At 59.5% G+C, this 13,196-nt stretch carries 9 protein-coding genes; 8 read left to right on the top strand and 1 reads right to left on the bottom strand.

The genetic code is table 11. The annotated features are described in order from the left end of the window. Positions 1 to 185 precede the first annotated feature (185 nt). Positions 186 to 602: a DUF768 domain-containing protein gene (locus tag RFM41_RS32170; protein ID WP_320251387.1), complete on the bottom strand. Its 417-nt coding sequence runs from the start codon at positions 600 to 602 to the stop codon at positions 186 to 188. A gap of 804 nt (positions 603 to 1,406) precedes the next feature. Between RFM41_RS32170 and RFM41_RS32165 the strand changes: the two genes are divergently transcribed. From RFM41_RS32165 to RFM41_RS32130, 8 genes are all read left to right on the top strand, one after another. Then, positions 1,407 to 4,142 (top strand): AMP-binding protein, encoded by a 2,736-nt coding sequence (locus RFM41_RS32165; RefSeq protein ID WP_320251389.1) that lies wholly within the window; start codon positions 1,407 to 1,409, stop codon positions 4,140 to 4,142. Then, positions 4,139 to 5,122: an NAD(+) synthase gene (gene nadE, locus RFM41_RS32160; RefSeq protein ID WP_320251391.1), complete on the top strand. Its 984-nt coding sequence runs from the start codon at positions 4,139 to 4,141 to the stop codon at positions 5,120 to 5,122. The genes RFM41_RS32165 and nadE overlap by 4 nt, the downstream gene beginning before the upstream one ends. A 2-nt stretch (positions 5,123 to 5,124) precedes the next feature. Further along, complete coding sequence (gene asnB / locus RFM41_RS32155) at positions 5,125 to 7,143, top strand: asparagine synthase (glutamine-hydrolyzing) (protein ID WP_320251393.1); 2,019 nt, start codon at positions 5,125 to 5,127, stop codon at positions 7,141 to 7,143. Next, a complete protein-coding gene (locus RFM41_RS32150; protein ID WP_320251394.1) occupies positions 7,140 to 8,693 on the top strand; it encodes a class I adenylate-forming enzyme family protein in 1,554 nt (517 codons plus the stop codon). The genes asnB and RFM41_RS32150 overlap by 4 nt, the downstream gene beginning before the upstream one ends. A gap of 56 nt (positions 8,694 to 8,749) precedes the next feature. Beyond that, the gene (locus RFM41_RS32145) at positions 8,750 to 9,016 is read left to right on the top strand and encodes an acyl carrier protein (protein ID WP_320251395.1); all 267 of its coding nucleotides are present in this window, start codon (positions 8,750 to 8,752) and stop codon (positions 9,014 to 9,016) included. A 45-nt stretch (positions 9,017 to 9,061) separates the two neighbouring features. Then, positions 9,062 to 9,754 (top strand): N5-glutamine methyltransferase family protein, encoded by a 693-nt coding sequence (locus RFM41_RS32140; RefSeq protein WP_320251396.1) that lies wholly within the window; start codon positions 9,062 to 9,064, stop codon positions 9,752 to 9,754. 301 nt (positions 9,755 to 10,055) lie between these two features. Next, entirely contained in the window at positions 10,056 to 11,807 is a 1,752-nt protein-coding gene (locus RFM41_RS32135) for a type I secretion system permease/ATPase (RefSeq protein WP_430691552.1), read from the top strand. Positions 11,808 to 11,818: 11 nt separating this feature from the next. Further along, positions 11,819 to 13,174 carry an HlyD family type I secretion periplasmic adaptor subunit gene (locus RFM41_RS32130; protein WP_320251400.1) on the top strand — a complete coding sequence of 452 codons (1,356 nt, stop codon included), beginning with the start codon at positions 11,819 to 11,821 and terminating at the stop codon, positions 13,172 to 13,174. Positions 13,175 to 13,196 lie beyond the last annotated feature (22 nt).

Below are 13,196 nucleotides of genomic sequence, written 5' to 3'. Positions count from 1 at the left end.
AAGGACGCGCTGGCGACGCCGGTCATCTTCGACGGCCGCAACCTCTACGACCCCAAGGTGATCGCCCGCTACGGCATCGAATATTTCTCGATCGGCAGGATGGCGGCGTGAGGGCGCCGAGTGAATATCTTATCTCAACATGACCGACAGAGCCTTTCTTCGGCCCTGCACCCCGCGTCCTGACCTCAATCAGGCTCGATATCACTGCTCCCAAGCGCCTCGAGCATCGTTGAGAAGATGCTACCAACCTCCTCGGAAATCTCTTCCGATCGTATTCCAGCTTTCTTTGCGTCGCTGGTTAATCGCCTCGCAAGCTCTTGCGCCAAAGTTGTATCGGTTGATGAATGATGCGGCAGGTTGCTATCCATCCATTCCTGGAGGAATTTCAGGCCCCGTTCACTCACTGCAAAACCATTCCAGGGTTGCATGCATGATGAAGTGCAATCAAATTCGACATGTTTATCCCCACTATAATTTGGCGCCGCCGGAATCGTTCCCTGTTCAAACCCGCTTACGGCCCCTATTGTCCGCGCATGGAACGACGGCACGCCATCCGACGGGGAAGTGACAGGCTTTGGGAAGTCTACGATGTAGGCGACCAAAAAGTTTTGTCCGTGGACGGAGTTCCTTTGATCCATCTGCAGGTTGAAGAGGCAGTGGACGCTCTGGACTTGCTGGAAGGCGGCTTCCTCGTTCCAAGTGACACGCCCGCGATAGCGTGAAGTGATTTTTCGACAGCCGGGCTTCCGCCAACATCTCCACGCTTCCTTGCACACCTGTCAGCCCGAAGCACAGACAGGGAAGCAGGTTCCGTCGTCGCAAAATTTAGACACCGGCGTGTTCGTTCGCATGTTTCGCCCACAATTGGCCCGCACGGATATGTTCGTTGGCTGGTGAGATTGTGAAGGCCTCGCTGGCGAGGTCCGGCGGCTAGCCGCCGCCAGCCGCTTCCCCGGGCCGTGTCCCCCAAACCGTGCGACTCTCCCCCAGACCATAGCGCAACCAAATGCCTGGCTAGGTGAAGCTCTTCACATTGCGGATGATCGGGTCTGTTGCGGCAACGCCGGCATATTCCAATTTCGTCCGAAGGACCGCTGCACGCTGTAGCTATCTTCAATATCTTCCCGGCGGATCTCGTGTGCTTGAGTCGCCTAGCGCGACGTGCCTCTTGGCAACGAGACCGAGGCGCCAGACGAGCCATTCGGAATGCAAAGCTGCCCCGGCCCGCGCCGCGGCATCAGCTCTCAGTGCCGTATAACTTGTTCTTCAAGTCTGATGGCTCGCGGCCATGAGGTGGAAGAAAATTCTCGATGTACACTTCCGGCGCCGCAAGCATCATCAGAATGATCGATGAAATGGTTTGGGCGGACGGCGATAACTGACGCTATCCATAGCGTGAGCCTGTCATGTCACCAGCCTACTCCGGATCGGAACTCGCAATTGAGCATCCGCGGGCGGATTCTCAATCGGCATATTGCGAATGGGCGAATGTTCCTGAATACGCGCTCGACCAAGGCGGCCCTGTCCTGCGCCCCTATCAGCGGATGGACGCCGATTATGCCGATGTTGCCGTCGTCGATCATTTGAGAATTGTGGCCCGTCAATATCCCGGAAAACTGGCGATAACCGACGGAGCCAACCGCTTCACCTATTCAGAGCTCGTCTCGGCTGTCGAAATACTGGCTAACCGCATCCTCGCCATCACTCCTCCCGATGGCGCCGTCGGTATCCTTCTTGCCAATACGGCCTTCTTCCCGTTGGCGATGCTGGCAAGCATGGCCGCAGGGCGACCTATGGTGCCCCTCAACACGAGGGATCCGGATACCAGGATCAATGCGATCGTGTCCGAGGCGCGGTTATCGACTGTCATAGGGGATGGAGATGTACGGCCCACAGGCCTGCCACGAGTCGTCGGCTGGATAAATGTCTCCCCCCGCGGCGAACCGAAGGGCAATCGCGTTCCCCAACTCCATGCGGTGTCCGTCGATGCGCCCGCGATCGTTCTCTACACGTCAGGCAGCACGGGTCGGCCAAAAGGCATCGTCAACAGTCAGCGCAGCCTTCTGTGGCGCGTTCAGCAATATGTAAACGCCTGTCACATCAACGCGCAGGACGTGTTCCTGCCTCTCACCGGACCGGCCACCATCGCTGGCTGTCGAGAGGTGCTCACCGCTCTCCTTACCGGCGCCACGTTGCATCTTCTCGAGGTCGAAGCCGTAGGCTTGCGCGCGGTCTTACACCGGATGCAAGCCGAGGGAGTAACTGTCACCTACCTGGTGCCGGCTCTCCTGCGCGCGCTTATGGCGAATAAATCAGAAGACGCATTCCGCAGTCTCAGGGTGGCTCGGATCGGCGGCGAAAAGGTGTCGTGGGCTGACATAAAGCTGCTACGCGACGCCGTTTCAAGCAACTGCCTGGTCCAGATCGGCTACTCGTCAACCGAGACCACGGGATCACAATGGTTTGTACCGACCGATTGGCCGGAGCAAGGTGCCTCGGTTCCCGTTGGATGGCTCCTTCCAGGGATTAGGTTCGCGATTGTCGACGAGGAAGGACACTCGGTCCCGCCCGGCGAGACTGGAGAGCTTGTCATAAAAAGTCCGTATGTGTTGCTGGGCTATTGGGAAAGCGGCGGCGTCATGCCGGTGGCCGCGGATCCCGAAAACCCGTCCAACCGCATCTTTGAAACGGGTGACCTCGTTCAACTGGACAACCATGGCCTGCTACAGATCATGGGTCGCAAGGGACGCCAGATAAAAATCAATGGCCGACGCGTTGAACCCGCCGAGCTGGAGCGGGTTTTGCTTGGCGCGCCTTCCGTCGAGGACGCCGTGGCGATTGTGACGGCGTCCACGGAACTCATCGCCTTCGCCGTGCCTCGCGGGCCGGCCACTTCCAACTTCGCGGACGATCTTCGCCATCTTGCCCGGACGACTTTGCCGCCGCCCCTATGCCCACTGAGACTGCATGCGATTGCCGAGATCCCACGCCTGCCGGGCGGGAAGGTCGACGTGACGAGGCTCGCCGAACTGGACGGCGAGAGCGCCAGGCAGGACCGCATTGTCCAGGCTCCGAATACGGGACACGAGCAGACTATCCAGCAGATCGTGCAACGTGCCTGGACCAAAATCCTGAACACGCGCGTTGCCGCGGGACGTTGGGATGACGCCGGCGGCGATTCGCTGAAGCTGCTGCATTGCGTCATGGAGATCGAAAGCGTCCTCGGCCTGGAGATCGACCTTGAACCTTTCACCGTGGGAATGAATTTCGAGGAAATGGTGAAAGCCGTCGCGGCCGCGAAAGCAGGCAACGAACAGGCCAGCCCGCGCAAAGAGCATTTGCCAATTCTCTTTCTGCTACCCGGATCCGTCGGCTATGGTCCCAGCCTTGCCGCCTTCGCGGCCTCCATGGGCAGAACCGCCCGGGTCGTCCCGATCAGATATCCTGCCCTGGCAATGATACTGCAGGGGAAAAACTCGGTCGGAGATATGGCCGAGGCCGCGCTCGAACAGATACGCCGCGCCCAGCCTGAAGGTAACGTACGACTTCTCGGTCATTCGCTTGGCGGCGTCGTTGCTTTTGAAGTTGCTTCAAGGCTGTCGGCTGCCGGGCGAAGCGTGAAATTTCTGGGCATCCTCGACACAAGCCTGCTCGGTGAGCGGAGCACCTACCGAGAGACCATCATTCGCACATATCATCGAATTCGATCCAATCGCATCACCGCCTACCGCATGGCCTGCCGCGCCCTTGCCAAGGTCACTGTGAGGTGGGGCTACGAGATGCAACTGGCCGCCATGCTCGATCGCTACGCCCAGGAGAAGTTCAACGCTACGAGCTTCAGGGCAAAGCTGGAGCTCCAGGAAGTGCTGAGAGCGAAAGCTTTCTTCCAATGGCTGCAGATGCCAAGGCCCAAACTCCCGATTACGGGCACCTTGTTCCGCTGCGCCCGTCCTGGAATGCCTCGAGCCATCGGGTGGGACGGCGCGTTCGCGGATCTCGATGTGATTCCAATCGTCGGCAGCCACATCGACATGGTCTCAGAACCTAACGTCGATACGAACCGTCCGCTCATCGAGGCGGCCGTGGCCCGAACTTATCTGCCAGAAGAATCGCGCCAGAAGGAGGAACGGTCATCGACGTGATCTCCGGGTTCGGCAAGGACGCCCTGATGCTCGATGCTCGTGTTGAGGTCGACCGCATCGTAGAAGCCTTGCGCCAACAGGTCTTTGGCACACTCCGGCGCCGAGGCGTCGTTGTCGGCCTCTCTGGAGGCATCGACAGTTCCGTTGTCGCAGCTCTCTGCGTCGGCGCGTTCGGGAAAGACAAGGTGCTCGGCATATTCATGCCGGAATCTCATTCTTCCGGCGACTCGCTGCGGCTTGGGCGAGTGGTTGCATCGCAGCTTGGTATCGACTCGATCGTTGAAGACATCACGCCGGCCCTGGAGGGCATAGGCGCCTATTCACGTCAGATCGAGGCGATCCGGACCGTCATTCCCGCCTATGGTGAAGGTTGGAAATGCAAGCTGGTGATGACGTCGGTTCTAGAAAGCAACGGCATCAACATCACCAGGCTGACGGTGGAGGATCCGGACGGCAAAGTCGACACCGTCAGACTGCCGCCAGCAACCTATCTGCAGATCGTCGCCGCCACCAACTACAAGCAACGCGTGCGAAAGATGACGGAGTACTACCACGCGGACCGTCTCAACTACGCGGTCGCAGGCACGCCAAACCGGCTGGAACACGACCAAGGCTTTTTCGTCAAACAGGGCGACGGAATCGCCGATGTCTTGCCGATCGTTCATCTCTACAAGACGCAGGTCTACCAATTGGCGGAACATCTCGGGATAGACGCCGAGATTCGGCGCAGGCCACCGACCACGGACACGTTCTCCATGGCGCAGAGCCAGGAGGAATTCTATTTCGCATTGCCATATCACCTGACGGACCTGTGTCTCTTTGGCCTGAACCACCGCATTTCCGCCAACGAGGTCGCAGCTGTAGCCGGCCTCACTCCTGACGAGGTTCAGAAAGTCTTCAAGGACATTGAAAGCAAGCGGCGCGCAGCGCGTTATCTTCATGCGAGACCCCTGCCTGCTGTCCAGATGGACGAGGCCTGAGCGTGTGCGGCATAGCCGGAATCGTGGCATTGGACGCTACCGCGGCGCGGCCTTCGCGCGAGGCGCTCCTTCGCATGGCGGGATCGCTCGTGCATCGCGGTCCGGACGAACACGGCCTCTACCGCGACAATCGCGCGGGGCTGGCCCATGCTCGCCTCTCCATTGTCGACCTTTCGAGTGGGCAACAGCCGCTTGCGGACACGGACGGCAAGACCTGGATTGTCTTCAACGGCGAGATTTTCAACTACGTCCAGCTTCGCGAAAAGCTGGTCGCGCTCGGCCATCGCTTCCACACCCACAGCGACACCGAAGTGGTGGTTCATGCATATCGCGAATGGGGCAGCTCCGCTTTTGAGCGCATGAACGGGCAATGGGCAATCGCGATCTGGGATTCGCTTGCTGGCCGCCTGGTGCTATCGCGCGATCGGTTCGGCATATGCCCCCTGCATTTTTGCGAGCACGCCGGGCGCCTCTATTTTTCCAGCGAAGTGAAGGCGATTTTCGCAGCCGACGCGGCTTTGCCGCGAGCCTTCGATCCAGCCGGCATTGACCAGACCTTCACGCTTTGGACAGTGGTCCCGCCGCAGAGCGTGTTCAAAGGAATTCAGGAACTCAAGCCCGGACACCTTCGCGTCTATGAAAGCGGAACCGTTCGTGAGCAGGCTTTCTGGAAACCCAGCTATCCCGAGGCGTTCGACGACAGGCACGAATTTGGCGGATCGCTCGATGACGCCGTCGACAAAGTGCGCGAGACCCTGCAAGCGGCGACGGCGCTGCGCATCGAGCAGGCCGATGTGCCTGTTGGCTGCTACCTGTCCGGCGGACTCGACAGCTCCCTTGTCGCCATGATGGCAAGCCGCATCGCGGGCAACCGCTTCCAGACCTTTTCGCTGCGGTTTGCCGATGCTGAATATGACGAGACACGCTACCAGCGGTTGGTGGCAGGCACGACCGGCAGCGAGCACCACGAGGTGGTGGTTTCTCGCAGCGACATCGCCGCCGTCTTTCCAGAGGTGATCCACCAAACCGAACGTCCGATCCTGCGGACCGCGCCGGCGCCACTTCTTCTGCTTTCAAGATTGGTGCGGGAGCACGGAATCAAGGTCGTGCTGACGGGTGAAGGCGCGGATGAGATGTTCGCCGGCTACGACCTGTTCCGGGAGGGTAAGGTCCGCCGCTTCTGGGGGCATCAACCATCCTCGACGAGACGCGCCCGATTGCTGGAGCGCCTGTACCCCTATCTCACTCGTTCCCCGGTGCATCAGCAGGCGATGGCACGCCAGTTCTTCGGGCACGATATCCAGGACCATGATGCGCCAGGCTTCGCGCATGACACGCGCTGGCGCACCACCAGCGCTCTCAAGCGGTTGTTTTCCGCCGATATGAAAGCCAGGACGGAGCCGCACAGCGCGGTCGCGGAGTTCCTCGCCCGCTTGCCGGCCGAATTCTCGGGCTGGGGCTCGCTCGCGCAGGACCAGTACATCGAAATCCAGACCTTGATGTCGGGCTATCTGCTCTCCTCGCAGGGAGACCGCATGCTGATGGGTAACTCTGTCGAAGGGCGCTTCCCGTTCCTCGACGATGACGTCGTAAAACTCGCGAACTCGCTTCCGGCCAAATACAAGTTGCGCGTTCTGGATGAGAAGCACGTGCTGAAGCGAGTGGCCGAGCCGATGCTGCCGCCGGAAGTCATTGCCCGCAAGAAACAGCCCTACAGGGCGCCGAACGCTCAATGCTTCGTCACTGACAATGCACCGGCCTATGTGCGCGAGGCACTTTCGCAAAGAGCATTGCGCGAGGCGAACGTCTTCGACCCTGAGTCAGTCGCGCGCCTGCTGGGCAAGTGTCAAGCCAGAGCCACGGACCAGGATCTTTCCAATTCCGACAACATGGCGCTGGTCGGCGTGCTGTCGACGCAACTTCTTCACCAGCAGTTTATCGCGAGCCGCCCTAGCGGCACCCGGAAGATCCCGCTCAGCGTCGATGTTGATTACGAGGTCAGGGAAGAGGTGTTGGCATGATGCATGGCGCGATACCGCTGCTGCACGACTATCTCAGATACTCGGCCGACCGACTGGGCGACAAGGTGGCGCTGGTCTGCGGCGGGCAACGCCTCACCTATGCCGAGATCGAGGCGAGAGCCAACAGCATTGCCCGACATCTCGCAGACGCCGGGGTGGCGCGCGGCGATCGCGTGATGATCTTCGCGGACAACACGGTCGAAACGGTCGTCAGCTTCTGGGCCGTGCTCAAAGCGAACGCCGTGGTGTGCATCGTCAATCCGCTGACCAAAAGCGACAAGCTTCATTACCTGCTCAACGATTGTCTGCCGACCGCGCTGATAACGGACAACCATCTGACTTCGGTCTTCAGCGAGCCGGCCCGCAACTGCCCCTCCCTGCGCCGGATGATTGTCTCCGGACCCGTGGATGACGCCGAGTTGATGCAACTGCCCCATGCGGTGCGCTGGGATGTTGCGGTCGCCGGCAACAGTGCGGCACCGGCGCGCAGATGCATCGACATCGATCTCGCCGCCATAATCTACACGTCGGGTTCCACCGGCGAGCCCAAGGGCGTGATGCTGACGCACAGGAACATGATGGCGGCTTGCAGCTCGATCGCGTCGTACCTCGAGCTCCGCGAAGACGAAGTGATCCTCAATGTCCTGCCGTTGGCATTCGATTACGGCCTGTACCAGATGATCATGGCGTTCCGCACCGGCGCCCGTCTGGTGCTTGAACGCTCGTTCGCGTTCCCCGCGCAGATCCTTGGACTGGTCAAGCAGGAGCGGGTGACGGGTTTCCCCGGCGTGCCTACCATTTTTGCCGCGCTCTCGGAGCTTAAATCGCTGAAGGACCAGGATTTTTCGAGCATTCGCTATGTCACGAATACAGCCGCCGCCCTGCCCCTGAAACATATTCTCATGCTCCAGGACCTGTTTCCCGGCGCGCGCATCTATTCAATGTACGGGCTCACGGAGTGCAAGCGTTGCACCTACCTGCCGCCGGAGGATCTCGAGCGAAAGCCGTTGAGTGTCGGGATAGCCATCCCGAACACGGAAATGTGGATCGTCGACGAGGACGACAAGCGGGTCGGGCCCGACGTCGTCGGCCAGCTCGTCATCCGGGGCGCGACGGTGATGAAGGGCTACTGGGGCAAGCCTGAGGCGACCGCGAGAAAGCTCAGACCCGGTCCTTTGCCGGGCGAACAGGTCCTCTACACCGGCGACTACTGCCGGATGGATGCGGAAGGCTACCTCTACTTCGTAGGCCGCGGTGACGAGATCATCAAATCCCGGGGCGAGAAGGTCGCGCCCAAGGAGGTTGAGAACGCGCTCATCGGCATTCCGGGGGTGCGGGAAGCGGCCGTGATCGGCGTGCCGGACGAACTTCTTGGGCAAGCCGTGAAGGCGTTTGTCGTGATGGAGCAAGGGAGATCCGCCGACGAGAAGCAATTGCAGAAGGAATGTCAGAAGCGGCTGGAAAACTTCATGGTCCCAAAATCCATCGTGATCGTAAACAGCCTGCCGATGACAGACACGGGGAAACTGAAGAAAACGGCTTTGTCCTGAGATAACCTCTCAATAGGACATTTATTACAAGTCACTGCACTAACTGGAGAGAACAGATGTTGTCCAGAAAAGACCCTATTGATATTTATAGCGAGCAGATTCGGGGTTTCCTTGCCTCGAATTTCTACGTCGCCGACGCCGAATCCCTCCAAAACGACGCATCTCTGCTCGATCAGGGTATTGTCGACTCCACAGGAGTGCTCGAGGTTATCGGCTTCATCGAAGAAACATTCGGCATCATCGTCGAAGACAGCGAGTTGTTGCCGGAGAACCTCGATTCCGTCCACGGAATTGCTCAATACGTCATCCGAAAGAAGAACTGATCGCAGCGGTCTCCGGAACGAGACCGTTGGGAAAGTGGGTTTGTCGTGAGCCGGGAAATCAGCGTCGAGGATGCTTACCACAAAGGGCATACCAGCTTCATGGGGCTGGAATTGCTCGTGGGACCTGGCGCGCTCGTACCGCGACCCGAGACTGAATTGCTGGGCGCAACCGCCCTCGATGCCCTGGACCAGTTGAGGATCTCTGAGCCTCGCATTGTCGACATGTGCTGCGGCGCCGGCAATCTGGCGTGCGCCATAGCGCACTATGCCCCCGCGGCTCGAATCTGGGCGAGCGACTTGACGGATGGGTGCGTCGACGTATCACGTCGCAATGTAGCCTTTCATGGATTGGCCGGTCGCATTACGGTGCATCAAGGGGACTTGTTCGAAGCTTTCTCGGGCCTGGAACTGGCTGGCACGATCGACATGATCGTCTGCAACCCACCATATATTTCGGAAAAGCGGCTCGAGGGCGACCGCTCCCACTTGACCGAGCTTGAGCCGCGTGAAGCCTTTGCGGCTGGTCCTTATGGTCTGAGCATCCATATGCGGGTGATAAAAGACGCGCAGCATTATCTGCGCCCCGGCGGCATCCTGCTCTTCGAGGTCGGCCTTGGCCAGGATCGACAGGTCATGGGTCTACTCGACCGCTCGAAGGCCTACGAGAATATTGGCGCGATCTCGAACGAAGCCGGCGAGGGCCGGGTCGTCGTCGCGCATATGAAGAGCGCGGATTGATCACGCGCGGAATGTCCGATCGGCTCACTTTCCTAATCCAACGGACATCGAAATGTGATCTCGACACGGGCGAGCCCCTCGTCCTTCACATGGTCGGGTAAACGTTGGCTTTCGGGGGGTGGGTTATCCCCAGTTTGTCGGGTTGATTCACGATTTAGCGTCCCAGCGTCACGATTTTGCTGCATTTTGATAAAATTTGACGAATGTTAGCTTGGCGTAATGTTCGGGGTGGGCGGGTCACAGCGAAAGGGAAGATCGTGTCCTACTCTCACAGAGCCCGAGAACTCGTGCGACAATCTCAATGGGAGATTGGCACGTCGTGAAGAAATCCCACACGCAACATTTCGCTTCGGCACTGTCGGGTTGCTGGCATGGATTGCTTGGCATCGGTCTCTTTTCGGCAGTGATAAACATTCTGGCCCTCACCGGCTCCGTCTACATGCTGCAGGTGTATGACCGTGTGCTTCCCTCGCAGAGCGTTCCGACGCTCGTCGGATTTACGATCGGCATGCTGGGTCTCTATGCCGTATACGGGCTACTCGATTTTGTGCGGCTTCGCCTGCTGGTTCGAATAGGCAATCGCCTTTACAGAAATCTGCAGCAGAAGGCCTTCGCCATATCGCTCTCGGTACCCTTAATCGCCGGGCAGGACGCGAACCGGGTGCAGCCGCTTCGCGACCTGGACCAACTGCGCGGCTTTCTCTCCGGCCTGGGGCCGACCGTGTTTTTCGACGCCCCATGGATGCCATTTTATATGGTGGTCATCTACCTGTTGCACCCTTCCCTTGGACTACTGGCAACCGTCGGCGCCGCTGTTGTCGTACTTTTGACCGTGGTCGCGGAAATTGTTGGCCGCGGACCCGCAGCCCAAACTTCTGAAACACTTGTCGCCCAACGCGTTCTTGCCGACGCCGGCCGCCGCAACGCGGAAGTCGTTCAGGCGATGGGTCTCTCCGCCAGGCTTGGCCGACGCTGGACAGAAGTCAGCCATGCGTATCTCAAGAACCAGGAGCGTCTCTCCGACATCGTCGGCGGAACTGGATCATTGTCGAAGACACTCAGGATGGCCTTGCAGTCAAGTGTGCTGGGGCTGGGCGCTTATCTCGTGATCGGAGGGGAGGCTTCCCCGGGCATCATCATCGCATCTTCCATATTGCTCGGCCGCTCTTTGGCGCCGATCGACGCCGCGATGGCAAACTGGAGAGGATTTCTGGCCGCGCGCCGAAGCTATTCCGACTTGACGGCGGCGCTGGATGCCTTCGGCAGCCAAAGCGCTCCTATGGAGCTTCCCCATCCTCAGGGGCAGCTCTCCGTCGAGGAATTGACGATAGCCCCCCCAGGCACACAGCGGCCAACGGTTCTAAATGTAAGCTTTCGCCTGGCGAGCGGCGCGGGGATGGCAATCGTCGGCCCCAGCGGTTCGGGGAAGACAACACTGGTGCGTGCCCTGGTCGGTGTATGGAAGCCAATTCGGGGAACCGTTCGGTTGGACGAGGCTGCTCTCGATCAGTGGAGTCCGGAACTGCTCGGTGCTCATATCGGCTATTTGCCGCAGGACGTCGAATTGTTCGACGGAACGGTTGCCGACAACATTTCGAGATTTGGCGGCCAGAGCGATCCGAAAGGCGTCATGGCAGCCGCTCGAGCGGCGGGCGTCGACAAGATGATCATGCGATTGCCGCAAGGGTTTCAAACACGTATCGGCGACGGCGGGACGGCCTTGTCGGCTGGGCAGAGGCAGTTGGTCGGCCTGGCCAGGGCACTTTATGGCGATCCGTTTCTTGTCGTGCTCGACGAACCAAATTCCAACTTGGATTCAGACGGCGATATTGCGTTGGCGGGCGCGATCCTGGCGGTACGTCAGCGTGGCGGCATCGTGATCGTCGTCGCGCATCGCCCGTCTGCCCTGGTCAACATTGACCAGGTGCTCGTCATGTCGAACGGGATGGTCCACGCATTTGGCCCGCGAGAAGATGTTCTCGCAAATGTCGTGCGACCCTTCCCCCAGCCAGCAGTCGTTCCGCTGCAAAAAAATGCTGCCGGCCATTCTTGAGGTCTTATTCAGTGTCTGACGCAACCATTTCCTATGCCCGTGCCGACGGCGCGAGCCATTGGCTCGGAACGAGGCTGGCCAATGATCCGGATGGCATCCGATCCAATCTGCTTCTGGGCCTGGCAACCACCGCCCTTCTGATCGTCAGCGGCGGGATGTGGTTGGGAATGACCAAGATCGCCGGGGCTGTGATCGCGCCGGCGACCGTTGTGGTCGAAAGCAGCGTAAAGAAAGTTCAACACCGGACTGGCGGGACCATCGGTGGGATCTTCGCACAGGATGGTGATCATGTGCGCGCTGGCGCTGTTCTGGCCAGGCTTGACGACACGCTCACACGCTCAAACCTGCAAATCGTCAGTGAAGATCTTGACCGGGTCACCATCCGACTGGCCAGGCTCGAAGCCGAGCGGCAGGGGCTACCGGAAATGCAGGTTCCACCCAATCTGCGTGCGAAGATGAGCGATCCGCGGGTGGCTGCTCTCGTCAACGGAGAACGTGCCTTGTTCGAAAGCCGGGCCACGGCTTTGGCTGGCCAGAAAGCGCAATTGCAAAGCCGCTCGATGCAGCTTGGGCACCAGATCGATGGCCTTAAGGCCCAGCTTGCCGCGACGAATGACTCCTTGGACCTCCTTAGCCACAGCCTAGCCGACGTACAGTCTCTTTACTCCAGGAAATTGGTGTCCAAAGAGCGACTGAGCAATGTCAGCCTGGAAGAGGCTCGTGCTCGCGGCGAGTCAGGGCGGCTCGTTGCAGCAATCGCCGAGGTGCAAGCCCACATCAGTGAAACGGACTTGCAGGTGCTTCAGCTCGGCGAGCAGATGCGCACCGATGTGACAAGCGAGCTTCGCGAGAATGAAGCGAAGCGCACCGAGCTCGAAGAGCGCAAGATAGTGGCCGATGACGAGCTCGCAAGGACAGATATCCGATCTCCCCAGACCGGGACGGTACAAGAATCCTCTATCCACACCGTTGGAGGCGTAATTGGACCGGGAGAGGTGCTCATGGTGGTCGTGCCCGATACCGACAACCTTGTCGTGGATGCGCTCATTCCGCCAACCCGGATGGATGATGTCCAGCCGGGGCAGCGGGTATCAATTCGCTTTCCCTCTTTCGACGTCGGAACGACACCTGTCTGTGAGGGCTCGGTCAAGCGCATCTCTGCAGATTTGATCAAGGATCAGGAACGCCAGCTTTCCTATTTTTCGGCTCGCATCCACGTCGACAATCAGGCCACTTGCCTGAAAGGTGAGAAAATCCTCAAGCCAGGCATGCCTGCCGAAGTTCACATAAGCACCAACGAGCGCAGTGTCTGGTCGTATTTGCTCAAGCCATTTACCGATCAGATTTCCCGGGCCTTCAAACAATAGCGGGGACCGCAAAAAGCGGCCC

Source organism: Mesorhizobium vachelliae (genome assembly GCF_033977325.1).
GTDB classification, from domain to species: domain Bacteria; phylum Pseudomonadota; class Alphaproteobacteria; order Rhizobiales; family Rhizobiaceae; genus Mesorhizobium; species Mesorhizobium vachelliae.
This window is presented reverse-complemented; position numbering and strand designations above follow the sequence as displayed.